At 41.5% G+C, this 21785-nt stretch carries 15 protein-coding genes; 6 read left to right on the top strand and 9 right to left on the bottom strand.

The window, feature by feature from the left end:
- Positions 1–158: 158 nt before the first annotated feature.
- Entirely contained in the window at positions 159–1661 is a 1503-nt protein-coding gene (gene gppA / locus OCI93_RS18545) for a guanosine-5'-triphosphate,3'-diphosphate diphosphatase (protein WP_261627015.1), read from the bottom strand.
- Between the two features lie 46 nt (positions 1662–1707).
- A complete protein-coding gene (gene rhlB, locus OCI93_RS18540; RefSeq protein ID WP_261595079.1) occupies positions 1708–2979 on the bottom strand; it encodes an ATP-dependent RNA helicase RhlB in 1272 nt (423 codons plus the stop codon).
- 91 nt (positions 2980–3070) lie between these two features.
- Between rhlB and trxA the strand changes: the two genes are divergently transcribed.
- Together trxA and rho are read left to right on the top strand one after the other, a co-directional pair.
- Positions 3071–3397, top strand: a complete 327-nt coding sequence (gene trxA / locus OCI93_RS18535; RefSeq protein WP_261595078.1) for a thioredoxin TrxA — start codon at positions 3071–3073, stop codon at positions 3395–3397.
- Positions 3398–3604: 207 nt separating this feature from the next.
- A complete protein-coding gene (gene rho / locus OCI93_RS18530; RefSeq protein WP_261595077.1) occupies positions 3605–4864 on the top strand; it encodes a transcription termination factor Rho in 1260 nt (419 codons plus the stop codon).
- Positions 4865–4922: 58 nt separating this feature from the next.
- Here the strand turns inward: rho and OCI93_RS18525 are convergent, their stop codons facing one another.
- On the bottom strand, positions 4923–7724 hold the full coding sequence (locus OCI93_RS18525; RefSeq protein ID WP_261595076.1) for an ATP-binding protein: 2802 nt from the start codon (positions 7722–7724) through the stop codon (positions 4923–4925).
- A 92-nt stretch (positions 7725–7816) separates the two neighbouring features.
- Here OCI93_RS18525 and OCI93_RS18520 point away from each other — a divergent pair, with 92 nt between their 5' ends.
- Positions 7817–8401 carry a DNA-J related domain-containing protein gene (locus OCI93_RS18520; protein WP_261595075.1) on the top strand — a complete coding sequence of 195 codons (585 nt, stop codon included), beginning with the start codon at positions 7817–7819 and terminating at the stop codon, positions 8399–8401.
- Here OCI93_RS18520 and dbpA read toward each other — a convergent pair.
- Complete coding sequence (gene dbpA / locus OCI93_RS18515; protein ID WP_261627014.1) at positions 8394–9779, bottom strand: ATP-dependent RNA helicase DbpA; 1386 nt, start codon at positions 9777–9779, stop codon at positions 8394–8396. The genes OCI93_RS18520 and dbpA overlap by 8 nt on opposite strands.
- A gap of 158 nt (positions 9780–9937) precedes the next feature.
- Between dbpA and OCI93_RS18510 the strand changes: the two genes are divergently transcribed.
- The gene (locus tag OCI93_RS18510) at positions 9938–11332 is read left to right on the top strand and encodes a M20/M25/M40 family metallo-hydrolase (RefSeq protein WP_261595073.1); all 1395 of its coding nucleotides are present in this window, start codon (positions 9938–9940) and stop codon (positions 11330–11332) included.
- A gap of 82 nt (positions 11333–11414) precedes the next feature.
- On the opposite strand, the gene OCI93_RS18505 is transcribed toward OCI93_RS18510, so the two are convergent.
- Positions 11415–14015, bottom strand: coding sequence for a sensor domain-containing protein (locus OCI93_RS18505; RefSeq protein WP_261627013.1), 2601 nt, complete (start codon positions 14013–14015; stop codon positions 11415–11417).
- Positions 14016–14183: 168 nt separating this feature from the next.
- On the opposite strand from OCI93_RS18505, the gene ubiD reads away from it, so the two are divergent.
- Both ubiD and fre read left to right on the top strand, forming a co-directional pair.
- Complete coding sequence (gene ubiD / locus OCI93_RS18500; protein ID WP_261595071.1) at positions 14184–15659, top strand: 4-hydroxy-3-polyprenylbenzoate decarboxylase; 1476 nt, start codon at positions 14184–14186, stop codon at positions 15657–15659.
- A gap of 76 nt (positions 15660–15735) precedes the next feature.
- Complete coding sequence (gene fre, locus OCI93_RS18495) at positions 15736–16449, top strand: NAD(P)H-flavin reductase (protein ID WP_261627012.1); 714 nt, start codon at positions 15736–15738, stop codon at positions 16447–16449.
- A gap of 177 nt (positions 16450–16626) precedes the next feature.
- On the opposite strand, the gene add is transcribed toward fre, so the two are convergent.
- The 4 genes from add to hemC all read right to left on the bottom strand — a co-directional run bounded on the left by add (position 16627) and on the right by hemC (position 21766).
- Entirely contained in the window at positions 16627–17619 is a 993-nt protein-coding gene (add, locus tag OCI93_RS18490; RefSeq protein WP_261627011.1) for an adenosine deaminase, read from the bottom strand.
- Between the two features lie 300 nt (positions 17620–17919).
- Complete coding sequence (locus OCI93_RS18485) at positions 17920–19029, bottom strand: heme biosynthesis HemY N-terminal domain-containing protein (protein WP_261627010.1); 1110 nt, start codon at positions 19027–19029, stop codon at positions 17920–17922.
- A complete protein-coding gene (locus OCI93_RS18480) occupies positions 19026–20831 on the bottom strand; it encodes a uroporphyrinogen-III C-methyltransferase (protein ID WP_261627009.1) in 1806 nt (601 codons plus the stop codon). Before OCI93_RS18480 ends, OCI93_RS18485 begins: the two co-directional genes overlap by 4 nt.
- Positions 20831–21766, bottom strand: a complete 936-nt coding sequence (gene hemC, locus OCI93_RS18475) for a hydroxymethylbilane synthase (protein WP_261595066.1) — start codon at positions 21764–21766, stop codon at positions 20831–20833. Before hemC ends, OCI93_RS18480 begins: the two co-directional genes overlap by 1 nt.
- Between the last annotated feature and the right edge of the window lie 19 nt (positions 21767–21785).

Here is a 21785-nt window from a genome sequence, read left to right as displayed (position 1 = left end):
CTTATTGTGCGTAGCGCTCCGTGTCAGTGGGGTCGCATTATAGGGCGATGAATAAAAAGCGCAAGCGCTTTTTTTAAGAAAAGTGACAAAAACAGGTTGTTCGCACTATTTTTGAACGAAAAGGCTGTTTTTGATAGTTTTATATACAAATAAAGCGCTTAATCACGCTTTATTTGTATATCCCAACCAACCCTTCTTTGATATTGAGCTTCTTGTTCAAGTTCACTTTCCATTAAAGGATGGTTAATTAACCAATCAGCTTCAAAGCTAATTGTGAGGAAATCGCTTTCATCAGATACGATTCGCACCGGTGGCACTATATCATCTTGTCGACGCATTGATAAAATAACAGCAATGCGGATAATACGACTCAGGCGCTTTGCTAGAGTTTCCTTTGCAGATAAATTATTGAACTGTTTAATATTAATATCAGTTCGATGGGATGCCGTTAAAGCTACAATAAGCTGTTTTTCAATTTTTGAGTAACCTGGCATACATGTATGGCTCAAAATATAAGCGCTGTGTTGATGATAAAGCTTATAATCTACGATTAAGCCAATTTCATGTACGCTTGCCACTGCACTTAAGATTTTTTTAGCAATATCTATATCTAATTGCCAATCATCACATAATTGTTTAGCCAAAGATAAGCTTAACTCAGTCACATACGAAGCTTGTTGTTTATCGACATGGTAACGATCCATAAAACTATCGAGCGTTCGTTTACAAATATCAGAATTATGTAATTCTGGGATCATACTATAAAGCACACCTTCTCTAAGCGCACCACCAGCGAGTCCCATTTGACTAATTTTTAATGACTTAAAAAGAGCAATTAAAATTGCCAGGCCAGAAACAAATACCAACCGACGCTCTTCACCTAACCCAGGCAAATCAAGCTGCTTTATACTTTGACAAGCCATTGCCTGAATTTGGATCTCTTCTAACTTTTGTAAAGTCAGCATGTCACTGTGACCGCAAGCCGCAAGGATCTCTTGAATAGCCTGCACAGTACCAGAAGCTCCAATTGCAAGCTCCCAGCCCATATCAATATAATCTTTTTGAATTGGTTTAATCACTGAAGTAGCAGCAGAGATCGCCTCAGTAAAATTTTTTTTACTTAATAAGCCGTCACAAAAAAAGCATTCTAGATATGTTACACAACCCATATTTAGGCTTTTATATAACAATGCATGAAACCCTTTACCAATCACAACCTCTGTACTTGCGCCGCCAATATCTATAACCAACTGACGTCCTAGGCATGCAGATGTATGGGCAACACCCTTATAGATTGTCTTTGCTTCTAATTCACCACTGATAACATTGACTTTGTTTTGCAAAATTTGTTCAGCACGCGATTTAAACTCGTCTGCATTTTTAGCTAGTCGTAATGTCGCTGTGGCGACAATACTAATATTTTGTTTGGGGATATCTTGCAATCGCTCAGCAAACAACGCCAAACATTCCCACCCCCTTTGCATCGCCTCGTCAGACAACACATTATTCCTATCCAAACCAGCTGCCAAACGCACTTTGCGCTTAACTCGTCCGATGGTATGCACACCACCGGCAACATGTCGTGCAATTAGCATATGAAAGCTATTTGAACCTAAATCAATAACCGCAAATACGTCACTGTGAGGAATTTTTTGCGTCACTACTTTAAACCTCTAGAAACAAGTACCAATGTGATCGCTCTAATGATTAATTAGAGCGTTGCTTTTGGTAACTACCTTGGCGACGTCCGTTACTACGGTTTCGTGGTCCAGATGAGTAGTTCCTTTTTCTTTGAATATTAGGCTTGTTCAAATCATCTAGCAATGCTGACTTGTCATAATGTGACAATGGGATAGAGTGCTCAATATATGATTCGATTTCATGTAAGTTATAAGCATACTGCTCACATGCAAAACTAATAGCATGACCAGAAGCCCCCGCTCGGGCCGTACGACCGATTCTGTGTACATAATCTTCACAGTCATCAGGTAAGTCAAAGTTAAATACATGGCTTACTTCAGGGATATGTAATCCACGGGCGGCAACATCAGTTGCGACCAAGAAGTCTACTTCACCTTTGCTAAACTGCGCCAAAATACTTTGACGTTTTTTCTGATTAACATCACCCGTTAATAGCCCTACTCGATGCCCATCAGCTTTAAGCCAAGCATATACGTTTTCACAACTTTGCTTAGTATTAGCAAATACAATCGCTTTTTCAGGCCATTCTTCTTCAATCAAAGTCAGTAGCAATGGAACTTTATCATCATGTGATGGGTGAAATAACTCTTCTTGAATTCGTTTTCCTGTTTTTACATCTGGTTCAATCTGAACATGTTCTGGGTTTGTCATATGCTCAAAAGCCAGCTCTTGCACGCGATAAGATAATGTTGCAGAAAATAGTAAATTTAAGCGCTCTGATGTATCAGGCATGCGGTTAAATAAATAACGAATGTCTTTAATAAAGCCAAGATCAAACATGCGATCTGCTTCATCTAACACCACAACTTCAATTTCATTCAGGCTGTAAGCGCCTTGTTTGTAAAAGTCGATTAGCCGTCCAGTTGTGCCAATTAAAATATCTACACCATTTTCTAGTTGCGACCGTTGTTTTTCATACTCTTCGCCACCATATATTAAACCTAGTTTTAAATTACACTGTGGCGCAATAACTTGTGCATCTTTATGTATCTGAATCGCTAGCTCCCGAGTAGGGGCCATGATCAGTGCTCTTGGGTGCTTTCTGGAAACACCTTCTGTTTGTAGTAAACGGTGGCAAGTGGCTGTTAAAAAAGCCAATGTTTTACCTGTCCCCGTTTGTGCTTGGCCCGCAATATCGCGCCCTTCAACTACAAAAGGTAAACACTTTGCTTGGATTGGCGTACAATATTCAAAGCCATTCTCAGTTAAACCGGCGACCACTTCCGGTGCTAAAGCAAAGTCAGAAAATTTTTTATTGGTCAAATGTGTCTTAGTCATAGCAATAAAGCATAACGTTTAAACTTGCAATAAGAAACAAGAGTGTTTAAATACGCACTAAATAATTCGCCAAATTCTAATGGAGAGCGCAATGAGCGACAAAATTATTCAACTTACCGATGACAGCTTTGAAGCAGATGTACTTAAATCAGATAAGCCAGTATTAGTAGATTTTTGGGCCGAGTGGTGTGGTCCTTGTAAAATGATAGCTCCTATCTTAAGCGAAGTAGCTGAAGAACTAGCAGACAAAGTAACGATTGGTAAATTAAACATTGACCAAAATGCTGGTACCCCCCCTAAATTTGGTATTCGCGGTATACCGACATTGTTACTTTTTAAAGATGGTGCAGTTGCAGCAACCAAAGTTGGCGCATTGTCTAAAACTCAACTTGTTGAGTTTTTAGAAAGCAACGTTTAAGACGTTGAAAATTACATACCCGTTTATAAAAACGGGTATGTAATGTAAGAATTTCCAGTTAATTTTAGATTTTTTACATAAAATTTGTATAAAGACTGGACGCCCAGCAGCCTAGCTGCTAATTTATATCCCTACTAACCTTTAGATTTATCAAATCAACCTCTCTCGTTTATCGAGAATGACAAGTGAAATAAAGAACCCACCAATATGCATTTACGCGAACTTAAAGACAAGTCAATTAACGAACTTGTAAAACTAGCCGAGTCCATGGGACTCGAAAACGTAGCCCGTCTTAGAAAACAAGACATTATTTTTGCCATTTTAAAAGCCCACGCCAAAAGTGGTGAAAACATTTACGGCGGCGGTGTTTTAGAAATTTTACAAGATGGCTTTGGCTTTTTACGCTCTTCAGAAGCTTCTTACTTAGCTGGTCCAGATGATATTTATGTATCACCTAGCCAGATTCGACGCTTTAGCATGCGCACAGGTGATACCATCAGTGGCCTTATTCGACCACCTAAAGATGGTGAACGTTATTTTGCGTTGCTCAAAGTCAACGAGGTTAATTTCGATAAGCCTGAAAACTCTCGTACTAAGATTTTATTTGAAAACCTAACGCCTATTCATGCTAACGAGCGCTTTGTAATGGAACGCGGTAATGGTAGTACTGAAGATATTACTGCCCGTGTACTTGATTTAGCATCACCGATTGGTAGAGGGCAACGTGCCCTCATCGTTGCACCGCCTAAAGCGGGTAAGACGATGCTGCTACAGAATATAGCCCAGTCAATCACTTACAACAATCCAGATGCAACACTTATGGTATTGTTAATTGACGAGCGCCCTGAAGAAGTAACAGAGATGCAACGCCTAGTGAAAGGTGAAGTCATTGCATCAACATTTGATGAACCTGCCAACCGCCACGTACAAGTAGCGGAAATGGTTATAGAAAAAGCCAAACGTTTAGTAGAGCATAAAAAAGATGTTGTCATCTTGCTTGACTCTATTACTCGTTTAGCACGTGCTTATAACACGGTGATCCCATCGTCGGGTAAAGTACTAACAGGTGGTGTGGATGCCAATGCATTGCATAAACCTAAGCGCTTCTTCGGTGCTGCTCGTAACGTAGAAGAAGGCGGTAGCTTAACCATTATCGCCACAGCCCTTATTGATACTGGCTCTAAGATGGATGAAGTTATCTATGAAGAGTTTAAAGGTACCGGTAATATGGAACTACACCTTAATCGTAAGATTGCTGAAAAGCGTGTGTTCCCTGCTATTGACTTTAACCGCTCTGGAACGCGCCGTGAAGAGCTGTTGACAAAAACGGATGAATTGCAAAAGATGTGGATCTTGCGCAAAATTGTGCATGATATGTCAGAAATCGATGCCATGGAATTTTTGATAGATAAATTATCAATGAGTAAAACTAACGATGAGTTTTTTGACTTAATGCGTCGTAAATAAGAAATGTTACTCTGATAAAAAGCCTGTTTTTACAGGCTTTTTTGTTTCACAGAATCATTTATCCGGCGCTGAGCTCTTCTGATTCGCTGATATGATACAACTCGTCACATAAAATTAAATACAAACTCTCAGCCTGCTTATACTGCTCACTTTTTAACAAACTCTCTAGCTGGCGTGCAATATTCCCGAGTGTGACAAAGTTGAAAGTGCTGGCAGCGCCTGACAAGCGGTGACACGCTCTTTGCAAATTGTACCATTGTTGCGATTGCCAAAAGTCTATAATAGAGGTTCGTTCACTGGGTAAAGTTGCCACAAAGCTTGCAACTAAATCACTCATGTCGACTTGACTAGGCGAAGACACTGATGTGCTTGATAAATGTCGCTGCAAAACCTTCACCAGCATTTTACGGTCTAAAGGTTTACCAAGATGACCTGTAAAGCCAACTTTTAAATATGACCTTATCTCATGCTCCATCACGTTAGCCGTTAATGCATAAACTGGCTGATCAAAGCCTGATTGATGTAACAAATTAAGAGCTTCCACGCCATCCATTTTTGGCATTTGTATATCCATAAATACAATATCAGGATACTCTCTCAAGCACATTTCAACAGCCTCCTCACCATTTTTGGCCACCAACACCTCTAATCCAAGCTGCTCAATAACACGCTTAAACAAAGCCCTATTGTCATCATGATCCTCTGCAACTAATACGCTACCATAATCCCAGTTAGCCTCTTGCTTTTGCTCTTGGATACTAGGCAACTCACTATGAATCGGCGAGCAAGGAATAAACACAATAAATTCACTGCCCTTGTGTAATTCACTATTAACACTAATGCTGCCACCCATCATATCGGTAAGCTGTTGAGACAAGCACAACCCTAATCCTGAACCACCAAAACGACGCGTAATGCTATTATCACCTTGTTGGAAACTTTCAAACACTCGTCCTAACTGTTCATGACTCATGCCAATTCCCGTATCGAACACTTTAAAAATGAGCCCTGACGGTTGGCAGCTTACATGCACACCAATCTGGCCATGCTCAGTAAACTTCACAGCATTGCCCAACAAGTTGATTAAAATTTGCTTAACGCGCATATAATCGAGGTTTACTATTATAGAATCATCAAAGTCACCTTTAACATTAAACTCAAGATCCTTAACTATGCAGGCGTTGTTAAACATACCGCTGATATCATCTAGTAAACTTCGCACTGAGAATTCTGTGTATTCAAGCTCAAGTCGTTGCGCTTCAATACGGCTCAAATCAAGCACATCACTCACCAAACTTTTTAAATGCTCACCTTGGCGCTGGATAACACTTAGGGGGACTTTAAGTTCAAGGTTACTCTGGTGCTCATTGAGCATCACCTCTGCTTGACCGATGATAGAGGTTAACGGTGTTCTAATCTCATGGCTAATATTAGCTAAGAATTGATTTTTAACTTGATTCGCTTGGCGCAGTTCATCAGCAACTCTTTGTAATTCTGCAGTGCGCTCTGCAACCTTTTCACGTAATTGCACCTTGGCATTTTTTTCAGCTTGCTTAAAATAAAGGCTCACAACCGCAATAAAGAGTGATAATACAACCATAGCACTGAGCCAAATAACCTGTTCTCGCTTATCAATTTGCAGCGCCTGAAAAGCCTGCTTCTGTTTTAGCTCAGTGATCTCCCGGTTCAGATCATAATCTTCAATACGATTTTGATACTCAACCATTTTTTCAAGTACATTTTTATTTAAGAACTCATATTGCTTGGTTTGATAGCGCGTAAAATTAACCCATGCAGCTTCATGCTCACCTAAACTCGCTTGGATCAAAGCCAACGTGGCTAATTCATCTTTTTCTATCGATCGCGCACCTAATTGTGTGGCTAAGCTAAGTGATTCATTAATCATTTCCCTTGCCTGCGCTAACTTTCCTTGTACAAAGAATATTTTTGCTAGCGGAAAAAGGCCTTTCATCCTGCCTGTTATACTATTAATTTTCTCAGCATAATATAAGGCAAAATTTGCTTCCTTTTCAGCCTTATCGAATTTCCCCTGAGCAATACTTACATCTGCCAAATTCGCATATTGAATCATTAAATGGTCCATATCATTTTCAGATTCGTAATAATCAATAGCTGATTGTAAATAGTGCCTAGCTGAGTTCATTAAACCTTTTTTAATAAATATTTCTGCCAAATAAGAATGCGCAAGCGCAATTCCATATTCATCATTTAATTCGGTAAATTGCTTTATGACTGTATCAAGCATCTCTTGTGCAATATCAAAGCGATATTGACGGATATAGACCATTGATAAGTTTAAGTTAATGTCTGCTTGGTATTGTAGATCACCATGTTGCTGATAGAGCTTCTGAGCTTCACCGTAATGAGCAACTGCCAAGTCAAGCTCGTTGGTATCTACATAGACTAGCCCCAAGTTATTGTGCATATTAGCCAGCTCTAAGGGATTATCACGCTCAGCGGCTATATCCAATGCTTTTGAATACAGCTCAACAGCATCAAAATAGCGACCTTGACGATAAGCACTGATCGCTAATAACTTAACAGAAAAATAGTACCCATCGCTCACTATCCTTGATGCATATTCCGTTTCGATTCTCTTTAAATATACCTCTGCAGTTTTAAAATCATCACGTTTAAATGCCTCTCTGGCCAATGATTTATGTAACTCAAAACGTAATTTCTCAGTTAAATCTGGGTGGGACAGTAACTGCTGCCCTTGAATGGAAATATCTTGCCAATTATCAATCTCTCCCAATTGGGTGATTTGTGTGGCTAACGATGACTCTTGTATAGCTTCAGCTATGCCTATATGTAATATCAATAAAACATATATCATCATCCGATGAAACAACCCCTTTACCATCCTTGTACCCACCACGTTAAACAAAAATAATGCTATGCTGAAGATACACTAACTCAAATGGTGGAACAATGCTCAACCCCCTTATCGATGCTATTTTCATGGTGGTCTCAGACCAACATGCACACAAAGTACACACAATAAGTACAACTTTAAATATCAGCAAAAATCTATCTCAATTAGACAAAGACCCTCATAAAGATTTGTTTAAAAGAAACTTTTTAATTATGAATGCGCTATATCAACTACAACAAGAATTAATTCACGAAGGATTTTACTTAAGCGTGAGTAGTATGCATATTCAGCTCACCGAGTTGGGAAAAAGTACACCACAAGCCCATGACGAATTACGATCATACTATCTAGATTGGACAAATTATGAAACAAGTGAGCAAGACGTGATCGAGTTATTGGATAGTTTTTGGCAAAAGTTCGCACGAGTAAAGCCCACAATACTTACTACCGAAGATCAAATACAATCGATTTGCCAGCAATGGCAATTAAGTTACCCTTATAAAGCGTTTCAATTGAAGAAAAGCTGGCGACAGCATGCGCTAACCCATCACCCTGATAAAACTGATGGTAATGGCGAGCGCTTTAAACAACTCAAATATGAATATGAATTACTTAAAGCGCACCTGAAAACACTTAATTAACGCGACGAACTCTAAACTTTCGACCTTTCAGTTTACCCTCACTGAGCTTGCGAAATGCAGGTTTTGCAGCATCCCGAGCAACGGCAACATACGCGGTATTGTCCAATACGTTAATTTTACCTATTTGTGCAAATGCAATGCCTTGCTCACCGGTTAAGCTTCCCACAATATCACCAGGGCGTACCTTTTGTTTTTTACCACCATCGACTTGTAAGGTGATCATGTCAGGCTTAAAAGGGGGTTTATCGAGTAAATTTAATGAAGGCGCAGGAGATGGTTCAAAATCACGCTCATATACATCTCCTATCTGAGCCACTTTAAACGTTTCACTTTCTCCATAAATAGAACAAGCTAAGCCTTTCTTACCACCACGGCCGGTGCGACCAACACGGTGAACATGGGTTTGTGCATCGTGCGCTAAATGATAATTAATCACCATGTCCATATCATCAATGTCTAGACCACGTGCTGCAACATCAGTCGCCACGAGAATAGATGCACTTTTATTGGCAAAGCGCACTAATGTTTGTTCTCGTTCTCGCTGCTCTAAATCGCCATGCAATGTCACCGTGTTAAAACCAGCATCTTGTAAATCGTCACACACTTTTTGTGTTTCCACTTTGGTATTACAAAACACCACACAACTTTGCGGCTTATGCTGTAAAAGCAACAGGCGTAGAGTGTTAAAACGCAGCTTGTTGTTATCCAACTTGAAGAACAACTGCTTAATACTAGTATTGACCTCTTGCTCTTCTACTTTAACCATTTGAGGGTCATGCATAACACGCTCAGCAATGGCTTCAATACGCTTTTGGTAAGTTGCACTAAATAGCAAAGTCTGCCTTCGCTTTGGTAAATACGAAACAATATTATCCAGCGCATCGGCAAAGCCCATATCTAACATTTGGTCGGCTTCATCAAGTACCAAGCTAGTTGCTTCAGTTAAATTTAGAGTACCCTTAAATAGATGATCTTCTATGCGCCCCGGTGTACCTACAATAATGTGAGCACCATGTTCTAACGATCCTATTTGTGGTCCAATCGGCACCCCACCACATAAGGTTAAAATTTTGATATTGTGAATACCACGCGCAAGCTTACGCATTTCTGCTGCAACTTGCTCTGCCAGCTCTCGCGTTGGGCAAAGCACCAAACCTTGTATGCGAAAACGCGCTACATTTAAACGTGATAAAACACCTAAGCTAAACGCAACCGTTTTGCCTGAGCCAGTTTTTGCTTGTGCTATTACATCTTTACCTGATAAAACCACTGGTAAGCTTTGTGCCTGTATAGGTGTCATGCTTTTAAACCCTAAATCAGCCAAAGTGTCTAAAAACTCAGGTGCTAACGGTAAAGTATTAAATGCCGCTGTATTCATGTGTCTTTCTCAATGCATTAAATTATGCGCAATTCTAGCAGAAATCTATCTGCACGAATATCACAGCCGTTCGGTATTTAATCCTATTTGTTTGGCTGGGATTTGTAAAAGTGCGACAATAGTAGACTATTTTCTATACTCGCGAGCCAAAGAATACAATGAAAAAACTGCTAACCACATTATGTGCCCTCATGCCACTGTTCGGCATAGCCCAAGCACAAGAATTTACACCTGAACAGTTAGAACAAGTAAAAAACGTTAGAGAACAAGCACTAAAAAGCAACCTAAGTTGGCAGCTATTAGAATCTTTAACAACTGAAGTTGGACCACGCATGCCCGGCAGTGAGAATGATAAAAAAGCGGTTAAGTGGGCGCAGCAGCAATTTAAAACGCTTGGTTTTGACAAAGTTTGGACCGAACCGGCCACCTTTCCTCACTGGCGCAGACATCACGAAGCGGGCAGTATTGTTACTCCAAGTAAGCAACCTTTGCGCTTAACTGCATTGGGTAATAGCGTTGGTACACCGGCTCAAGGCATTACCGCTCCTGTGGTGATGTTTAACACCTTTGATGAACTTATCGCTGCACCAAAAAATAGCCTTGAAGATAAAATTGCTTTTGTTAATTACCGTATGAAACGCCATATAGATGGTAATGGCTACGGTCCTGCCGTACGTGCTCGTCGTAGTGGTGCCGTGGAAGCTGCTAAAAAAGGGGCTATCGGTTACATGATGCGCTCTGTTAGTACAGGCCATCACCGTTTTGCTCATACCGGAGCAAGTGGTTATCAAGCTGGTATTAGTAAAATACCTAATACTGCAATTTCAAATCCAGATGCTGATCAATTAGAGAGGCTAATCAATGGCGGCCACGAAGTTGCGGTCAATATGAATATCCAAACTGAGGACCTTGGTGAGGGTACTAGCTATAATGTGATTGGTGAAATTACGGGATCTCAATTCCCTGAGCAATATGTCTTGATTGGCGGCCACTTAGATTCATGGGATTTAGGCACTGGCGCTTTAGATGATGGTGCTGGCGTTGCCCTAACGATGGCTGCAGCTAAACATATTAGTGAAATCGCACAGCCAAAGCGCAGTATTCGAGTCGTGTTATTCGCCGCAGAAGAGCTTGGCCTTTGGGGCGCAAAAGCTTACTTTAAACGCCATGCAGAACAATTAGATAATATCGTTGCGGCTGCCGAGTCTGACTTTGGTGCTGATGTAGTCTATGCCTTTGAGTCAAATGTTGCCGCTAATGCACTGCCTGTAGTCAAAGCTATCGCTCAGCAACTTGCGCCACTAAATATTGAATACGTCAATGCTAATAACGCGCACGGCGGCCCTGATCTCATCCCACTTAACCAAGTAACCAATGCGCCTATTTTTGCATTGCATCAAAATGGTACCGATTACTTTGACTATCACCATACTGCTGATGATACTTTAGATAAAGTTGACCCTCGTAAACTTAAGCAAAATACTGCAGCTTACGCTGTATTTGCCATAATGGCTGCAAATGCAAAAACGAAGCTCACAGGTAAAGGTAAATAAACTTAATAAACGGTCGCTTACTGGCGACCGTTTTTAAATAGGCTATTCATATCGCAGCGTTCAGCCACAAGTGAATTACATACTAACGTGACTCATTGAAACGCGCTAAATAGACCGTAAAATCTTCAGCGCTCAGTGGTCGACTGTGATAATAGCCTTGTGTAAAATCACAGTTTAATTGCTTTAGTAATCCAAGTTGCTCTATTGTTTCAACCCCTTCAGCAACAACCTTCAAGTTTAAGTTTGCCGCCATAGAAATAATTGCCTTTACCAACGCCCTGTCTTCAGCATCGCTTGGTAAGTCTTGAATAAACTCTTTATCAATTTTTAATTTTGACAGCGGAAAGCGTTTTAGATAACTCAATGATGAATAACCAGTTCCAAAATCATCAATGGCCAGTTCAACTCCCATACCTCTTAATGAGCGCAGCTGCCTTAAGATATGATCTGAGTTATCGGCGAGTACATTCTCAGTAATTTCAAGCGTTAGACTCTTCGCTGGTAAGCCTGTATCTCGCAGCACTTGAGCCACTAACACAGCCACATCTTGGCGTTTGAACTGGGTGCTTGAGACATTAACAGTCACAAAAAATGGTTTACTACTTTGTTCATACCAACTTTTCGCCTGCGCACAAGCTTGGTATAACACCCATTCCCCCATAGCCAAAATAAGGCCAAGCTCTTCACTGATAGGAATAAACTCCATCGGTGATACATCACCCAGAATTTCACTACGCCAGCGTAATAACGCCTCACACCCTATTCGCTCCTCTTGCATATCTTGAATAGGCTGATAAACAACAGACAGCTCTTTGTTCGGCAGAGCTTTGTGCAATGCTCCTTCAAGTAAACTGCGTGCTTTGGCATTTTCATGCATTGCACTGGTATAAAACTGAAAGCAATTGCGACCATGCTCCTTGGCTTTATACATCGCGCTATCCGCATTACGCAGTAATACTTTACGATCATCTCCATCGTCAGGATAAAACGTAATGCCAATACTGCCAGATACAAAAGCATCATGACCTTCAAGTACAAACGGACTACTTAATTGATGTAAAATCTTATTAGCAATCATCTCGACATCTCGAATACTCTTAATATCCGTGAGTAATATGGCAAATTCATCACCTCCAAGGCGCGCCACCGTATCGCTACTACGCGTGCAATCTTGAATACGTTGCGCGGCTTCAATCAGTAGTAGATCGCCAATATGATGCCCCAAAGTGTCATTGATTGCCTTAAAGCGGTCTAAGTCAATAAAACAGATGGCTAAACGCGTTTGTTGATCTTTGGCCACTTCTAGCGCCAAATCAAACTTTTCATGGTAATGAGGGCGATTCGCTAAACCAGTCAAAGTATCAAAGTTTGCCTGTTGCCACATCATTTGTTCATGATGTTTACGAGAGGTTATATCGTTAAATAAAGCGACATACATCTCAATATCACCCTGTTGGTCAAATACCGCTGACACTTGTAACCAGCTAGGAAATACATCACCGCTTTTACGACGATTCCAAATTTCCCCTTCCCAGTGCCCACGCTCATTTAATGTTTGATACAGCCGACTAAAATAAGCATGACCATGATGCCCAGAGTTAAACATAGCAGGTGACTGCCCCATGACTTCATCACCGCTAAATCCAGTGATTTCACTAAAGGCACGATTAACCATTTGAATACGGTTGTTCTTATCTGACACCATAACCCCTTCACTGGTGGTCTCAAATACTGTTCGAGCTAAGCGCTGCTCTTTTTCTTGAGCTAAAAGCTCACTAATGTCCTGCAACACATATATATAACCTAGTAGCTGCCTATTAATATCTAATACTGGATTTTTAGTTACACTGAAGGTGCTAATTTGATTTTGAACCTGCAACTCATATGGAATTTGATGACATGAACTTTCATTCGTACAAGGGTTGTTTTTTAACATCTTTGCGATTGATTGATTGAGCCATTGCGTTTGAGAGCCAAACCTATCCGCAACTCGCTTATTGGTGGATAAAATTGTGCCATGCTCATCTGTAAAAATTAACAGGTCATCAATACCATTAAAAATGGCTTCTAATCTTGCACCTTGTGCCTCTGAGCGTAGTTTGGCTGTACGTAAGCGTAAAAATAAAACACTCAACACCGCTATTGAGACCAACAAAATAACGATGGTCGAAGCTAATAACAGCATACGCATATTATTTATTTGCTGAATTTCTTGCGTTTGAGCCTGTACTTGCTCTTCTAAGTTATTTTGATAATACCAGAGTGAATCTTGCAACTCCCGCTGGGTGCTTATGTCATGGATCACAGATAACAACTGTGACCGTCCATTCTCATCAACAAATGGGGTTGAATATACACTCACGGTTCTTAGTGAGCCATCAGCTAATTCATGGCGAAAAATAAAATAATTGCGACCCTCAGCCAATGCTTGCGTTCGCTCTTGTGCCACTTGCTCTGCATTAAGTTGATTAATATCTTGAATACGCATGCGCGTAAGTTCGTCAGGCGGGTAACCATAAAACTTTGCAGCAGAATTGTTTGCCGCAATAATCTGACCCGACTGAGGGTGAATGACCATCATCACCGCACTATGTTGCAAAAAAACGGGGTCATGCGAAGACAGTGCAGCCACACTGCTACAATACAAAGCTAAATACAACGTGATTGTTTTTATAATTTTCAATCTAGCCACCACAAAAATTAAGGCTCGAGGCCGACTATAGAGCAAAGCACACCCTTTTAAAACATATGGCAGCTTCAAGTATTGCACAACATCAAATAAAGCGCAGGTTACTGCCATTTCAAAGTCATCTTGTTATACTTATGACAAATTCAGATGTCTAGTAATCAAATGAAATATAAAGACTTGCGAGATTTTATCTCGCGCTTAGAAGCGCAAGGCGAATTAGTACGTATTTCTCAGCCTATTTCAACCAAGCTAGAAATGACCGAAATAGCCGACCGCACACTCAGAGCTGGCGGCCCGGCTCTGCTATTTGAAAATCCAGTTGGGTTTGATATTCCCGTTTTAGCCAATTTATTTGGTACACCAAAGCGCGTCGCCATGGGGATGGGCCAAGATGATGTGAGCGCTTTACGAGAAGTTGGCAAACTACTGGCTTTTTTAAAAGAACCAGAACCCCCTAAAGGTATTCGCGAAGCCCTTGGTCAGTTACCGGCATATAAGCAAGTGCTAAATATGCCAGCCAAAGAAGTGCGCAAAGCGCCCTGTCAGCAAGTTGTACTTAGCGGTGAAGATGTCGATTTAACGAAGTTGCCTATTCAACATTGCTGGCCAGGTGATGCAGCCCCTCTGATTACTTGGGGTTTAACCGTTACCCGTGGACCTTACAAAAAACGTCAAAACTTAGGCATCTATCGCCAACAATTGTTAGGTAAAAATAAAATCATCATGCGTTGGTTATCTCACCGCGGTGGTGCGTTGGACTTTCAAGAATGGTGTAAAGAACACCCTGGTGAACCGTACCCGGTATCAGTGGCATTAGGCGCTGACCCTGCCACTATTCTCGGCGCAGTGACCCCCGTGCCTGACACCCTTAGCGAATATGCATTTGCAGGACTGTTGCGCGGTGCTAAAACTGAAGTTGTAAAGTCTCTATCCAACGATTTACAAGTACCAGCTAACGCAGAAATAGTACTTGAAGGGTATATCATGCCCGGTGAAGTAGCACCTGAGGGACCATATGGTGATCACACGGGGTACTACAATGAAGTGGATGACTTTCCTGTTATGACAGTCACTCACCTTACCCACCGTAAAGACCCTATTTATCACAGCACCTACACAGGCCGCCCACCTGACGAGCCTGCAATTTTAGGGGTTGCACTAAACGAAGTGTTTGTACCAATTTTACAAAAGCAGTTCCCCGAAATTGTAGATTTTTATTTACCGCCTGAAGGGTGCTCATACCGTATGGCGATAGTGACTATGAAGAAGCAATATCCAGGTCATGCAAAACGTGTAATGATGGGCGTTTGGTCTTTCCTTAGGCAATTTATGTATACCAAGTTTGTGATAGTATGTGATGATGATGTCAATGCCCGAGATTGGAATGATGTGATTTGGGCCATCACCACCAGAATGGACCCAACCCGAGACACAACACTAATTGATAATACGCCAATAGATTATCTAGATTTCGCCTCACCCGTTTCAGGGCTAGGTTCAAAAATGGGTTTAGATGCAACCAATAAATGGGCTGGAGAAACCGACCGAGAATGGGGAGAGCCTATTGTAATGGATGACACCACAAAACAACGTGTAGACGAGATTTGGGACAGCCTAGGCATTAAAGTCAAGCAATAGGATAACCTTAAAGGCTGTGATAAAGTGCCGATACTTTATACAGTGATTAAATTAACCGCCGTGCGAAAGGTAAAATATGCAATTAGTAAAAGCGCAAGTGACCGCGATTAGTCCACTTACAGAATTTGTTCACAAAGTGACACTTAAGCCTGATGTGGCTGTGACATTTGAAGCTGGCCACTATTTACAATTAGTGTTAGGTGAAAAAGATAAGCGAGCTTTTTCTATCGCCAGCCGTCCTTCTTTACACAATGAGTTAGAGTTACACATTGGTGCCTCTGGCGCTGATTCATATGCCATGCAATCTCTAGAACATTTACGAGATGCACATACAAACACTGCCTCAGTGACACTCGAAGTTGGCTTAGGTGTATCTCAGCTACGCATTGATAAGCAGCGCCCCATTGTATTACTTGCAGGAGGTACTGGTTTCTCTTATGTAAAATCAATGGCTGATCACCTCGCTGAAATCAATTTTGACCAACCAGTACTATTTTACTGGGGAGTGAAAGAGGCATCGGCATTGTATGCAAAGCAAGAAATGGAAGCTTGGGCTGCCAGCCGTAAAAACTTTCAGTTTATTCCTGTGGTTGAAAATGCGTCAGACTCTTGGAGTGGTCATACCGGCTATGTTCATAAGGCCGTAATGAAAGACATTGTTTCACTTGAACCTTACTGTATTTATATGGCTGGTCGCTTTGACATGATTGGCATTGTACGTGACGACTTTATCAATCACGGTGCTGAGCGCGAGCACATGTATGCAGACGCGTTTGCGTTTATTAAATAAATTATCAGCTAATACTGATAGATAAATGACCGAGTAGCATGGCAAAATTTCAGTACATAGTTATTCTGCATGAGTCATTTAGTCCGCTAAATAATCAATAATTTAATAACATTGGTACAATCTCATCGATATAAAAAACGCGCCAATTGGCGCGTTTTTTATATGTTCCTAACTTCTCTAATAATGTGCGATTAACGCTTGCTTGTCGCAGTCACTTAGATAAGCTATTTCTAGAGCATTACGCTGTGCTTTTTCAATATCCGCTTGCGTTAAACCTGCTTTGGGCGCTGCCACTTGATATTCATATTCTAATTCAATACCTTGTACAGCTGGGTCGTCAGTATTTATACATGCCAATATATTATGAGTTAAAAACTGCTTTAGCGGATGCGTTTCTAAGCTGCTCACTGTACTGGTTAAAATATTACTGGTTAAGCATGATTCAATACCAATACAACTATCGCGTAAGTAATCCATAAGTTTAGGGTCTTCAATGGCTTTAACACCATGACCGATACGGGTTGCACCCAGCTCTTTGATAGCTTGCCAAATACTTTGAGCACCACGCGCTTCACCTGCATGAATGGTTGCCCCTAAGTATGCATTGTGCACTTGTTTAAAATGCTCAACAAACAGCTCCCCTGGATAACCTATTTCATCACCTGCAAGGTCAACAGCGACCAAATCATTCTTACATGCCAAGAGTGCATCGAGTTCATACTGACACTTTTCTACGCCATAGGTTCTGGACATTATGCCGATTAGATTTACTTTAATATGTTGGCCTTGAGTGGCTGCTTTTACGCCATCAATCACCGCTTCCGTCACGCCTTGTGGGTGTAAATTATGACTTTGTGCCATGTAATAAGGGCTAAAACGCAGCTCGGTATAGTCAAGATTTTGAGCCTGTGCATCTGCCACATTCTCCATAGCAATACGCCGGCATGCTTCATAATCACCCAGTACTTTGACACCCCAGTCTAACTTCGCCAAAAACGACATAAGATCGGGCGCATTATCTATGACTTGCACATGCTCACGTAGCCCTTCTAAATCATGTGCTGGCAGGGGTAAGTTAAATTTCTGGCCAAGCTCTAAAATTGTACTAGCACGTACATTTCCATCAAGGTGGCGGTGTAAATCAAGCAAAGGTAAAGTTTTATTGATCATAGGTCACTCGGCTGCAGATAAAATTTTTGGGATCATACGCACCCATAGATAAAGATCAAGGACACATGTCCATTTTTCATACCAATCGTCTTAAAAAAGGAGTCTATTTTTAGCTAAAAAATTTGCTCGATAACAAGGCAGAAATTTTGCTATTTAGTTGTTCTAAATGATAAATTCCTAACGCAGTTAGCGTGAAATTTAATTCTAAAAATTGATTAAATATTTATGTCGATTGGTATAACACTGCTTGCTATTTATGCAAGTACAAAAAAGCCAGCATTTCGCTGGCTTAAAAATAATTTACCATTGATGACGGGCCAGTTGATAGGCCCGCTTAAATTGCCCTGTTTGCTCAAAACTGTGCAGTGCAGGGTCTATCCAGTAACTTTGCCAGTCTTGCTCTGGTAAACTAGCAAATATTTTTGCAGCTAATTCAAAGTCTCCTTCTGCATTCGCCATACAAGCTAAGCAAAATAACAATTCACTGTGTTCTGGCTGTTTTTTTAAACTTGTTTGAATTGCTTGCGTCAATTTTACATCCGCTCCTTTGGCATGGGATAACACCTGAGCTAACTGCTTATATTGGCCCTTTTTAAGTAACTTGATCAGCACCTCATGCACATTAGATAACTTGCCCTGACTGGCGACGCTCTGAAGATAAGCTAGCTGAGCGTGTGCTTGAACAGCTTTAGGTAATTGCGCAAAAAAACTTGTCGCTTCTTGCTTTGCTGTGTCGAAAAAGCGCTTAAAAAAGCCATGCCATTGGGGCTCACTCAAATCCAGCTGCTTATGCTTACTCGATAAAGTACTCACTACTTGTGCTAACTGCTGCTCATGCAATAAACCTTCTAAGTAATTACTCACCGCCGCAGCGTTCGGCTTTTTCTGTTGCATTGGCTGAGATAGCAATGCCAAAGCTTGCTCAGATTGGTTGGCATTTAACCATAATTTAGGCACTTGTGCTTGTGCATCATCTGACATAGCTTGCAAATGTTGTAAAGCTTGCGCTTGTTCGCCAGATTGCAATGCAGCTTTAGCAAGCAACCCATGTTGGTGATCTTGCCACTGAGTCGGTGCATTCACCTTCGCAAAAGCACTTTGCACCATATGCGCATCATCATTGAGTACTCCCCAAATAGCATCGGTGAGCGCCTGCTCAGACTTAGCGTGCTTTTTATTACTAAAGTGCCCGGTCGTTGAACGATACAATCTCCAACTAAATGTTAGTACTTTAAGTATCAGCCATGAGCCAAACACGGTTATCAGCAGCATAATAACAAAGGCAACGATAGTGCCCTCTATCGTTGTATCATTAAAGGCAATGAGTACATAGCCTTTTTCATCAATCAGCAAATGCCCCGCAGCCATAGCTAAAGCAACGATGGCTATCACCATGAGTGCTTTAATCATTGTAGCCACTCCTTAACTGCCGTCGCCGATTGTAAATTAATTTGCGAACTGAACTTCAGTGGTGCTTGCAGTAGCGCTACTAAACTCGTTTGCATTGATTGCACAGCACTGTCTTGTGGATTATAAAACTGTACTAAGGTTGCTTCAGCCGATTCTAATGCGCTAAAAAAAATACTGGCTTGTTTATCCATAAGTGCGGTTTGAGCTTGTGAAAGGTGGCTTCGCAGTTGCGCTCTCAACAGCTGTTGTTGCTCTGCATCTAAAAGCGGGTCTATCACAGCGATTTCTCGCGTTCTCACTTGTATGAAATCATCCACTAGAGCTTGCCAAGTTTTCTTAAAATTACTTTTAAAGTCACCCACATCGCCGGATAGCTGATTATCAATTTGCGGCTTAAGCTCAGGCAATTGCAACATTTTCAAAGCTAAATCATCAACTTGCTGCAACATCCCATGTAGTTGCATGTAAAGCGCTTCAAAAGCAGGTTTAGGCTGCGCTTGTAAAGTGGCAATGTCTGTCGCTATTGCGCTTAATAATGCTGTATTATCCACTTCGTTTTGTACGACTTGATACAAACGTTGTAACACCGCGATGGCACCTTGGTAGTCTTGCTCTGCATTGGCTTTAAACTGCGCCATACGCTGTAAGTAGTGTACTTCGCTGTTTAATGCTGGGCTAATCTGCTGTTTTGCTTGTGATAGAGCCGCTTGCAACTGTGCATCAACCGTTTGCGTTTGTAAGGCCAGTTGTTGCTCAATATTTTTATTCACTTGCAATTGTTGTTGTTTTAAACCAATCAACTGCGCTTGAGTTTGCTTTAATTGCTCACTCAGCTGTGTATTATCAGCACGAAGCTGAGCCAATGCAGCATAAGTTTTATCACTTATCTGTTGGCCATGAATAATCAACCCTGTTGTAGCAGCGCCGCCAACCATGGCAACCAGCAAAGCTAACACTGCTAATTTGCTGACTTTTTGTTTAAAAATTGGTTGAGTTGCTGGTGGCTCAACGTGTTGCTGTACAGGTTCAGATTGCGTGTCTTGCTCGCTCATATGGCTACCTTGCTGATGTTGGTTTGGCACTATACTGGTAAATATCGCCAGATCACCTGGCCCACTGGCAACATGAATGTGTTGCGATTCCACCCCGTAGGAGTCTTCTAAATAGCTGGCACTGCGCTGGCTTACCAAAAAAAAGAGGCGTGTTTTCAACCACGTTAAATTTTCAGTATGCTGACAATCAAATATTGCATCTATCGCTGCATTGCTGGTTATGACTATACCGTCAATCTGCTCACTTCGCCAGTGGTCTAACCAGACATCGGAGGTGCTTTGTTGCGCAACGCGTTTGTATACAGCGCACATATTTAAAATGGCTCCACGCTGCTTCATTGTTTTGGCTAATAGTGCGCGTCCACCTTGCCCTTTTACCAACACGACTTGCTTTGTCTCTAGCTGTTGCAATTGAGCTAGCGCTAATAGCCCTTCTGAATCTTGTTGTTTTGGCGTGATAGCATGGCGAGAAAAATGTGTGTGAATAGCCAGTGCTGTTTGCTCGCCCACAGCAAATAATTGCGCACTTTGTGGTAAAGTATTTACTCGCAATGCCAACTGCCTAACCGCATCTTGTGAAATAAACACAATGATGTCAGCCTCTTGCAATGGTGCTAACTCATTGGGACTGAGCTCACAAGGTACAATACGCAACACCGGAGTGTGTACATTGTAAATATCTTGCTGATTCAGCAATTGTGAAAGCTGCAGTCCTTTACCCTCAGGGCGAGTAATAGCAATTCGCATCATTAGGCGTTTTTATAAACTTCGGCAAGAATTTTATCAGCCCCTTGCTTAAGCAGCTCTTCAGCAAGTTCAACACCCAATTGCTCTGCCTGCTCACTTGAACCTGTCACTTGCGCTCGTAATATTTCACTACCATCTAATGCCCCAACCAAACCGCGTAAAAAGACTTGCTCACCATTAACCTGCGCAAAAGCACCAATTGGCACCTGACAACCACCTTCTAAACGGCGATTCATCGCACGCTCTGCAAGCACGCGTATACGTGTTTCGGTATGCTCAAGCGGTGTAAGTAAGCGTTTAGTCAATGCATCATCACTACGACATTCAATACCCACAGCACCTTGTCCATTGGCGGGTAATGATTGCTCTGGCGCAATGAAACTGGCAATACGCTCTGGCATTTCTAATCTTATCAAGCCTGCGGCGGCTAGAATAATGGCATCATAGTCACCATTATCGAGCTTTGCCAAGCGTGTATTAACATTGCCTCGTAAGTCGCGAATATCTAAATCTGGGCGTAGCGCTTTAATTTGGCATTGGCGACGTAAGCTAGATGTACCCACCACAGCCCCCTGTGGCAACGATTCAATATCTTTATAAGTATTAGACACAAATGCATCTCGTGGGTCTTCTCGTTCACAGATGGTATATAGCTCAAGCCCTTGCGGAAACTCAACCGGTACGTCTTTCATAGAGTGCACAGCAATATCCGCACGACCATCCAACATGGCTTGCTCAAGCTCTTTAACAAATAGTCCTTTACCGCCAATTTTTGCCAGCGGCGTGTCTAAAATAATATCGCCTTGTGTAGACATAGGAACCAACTCTACATTCAGTTCTGGATGAAAATGCATCAACTGCGCTTTTACAAATTCAGCTTGCCATAATGCCAGTGCACTTTTTCTGGTTGCGATACGCAAAGTATGTTGTTGTGTCATGATTAACCTTTGTTAGCCA

It is taken from the genome of Pseudoalteromonas holothuriae (assembly GCF_945859825.1).
Lineage (GTDB): Bacteria > Pseudomonadota > Gammaproteobacteria > Enterobacterales > Alteromonadaceae > Pseudoalteromonas > Pseudoalteromonas holothuriae.
Note: the sequence above shows the minus strand (reverse complement) of the source record. Positions and strands in the feature narration are given on the sequence as shown.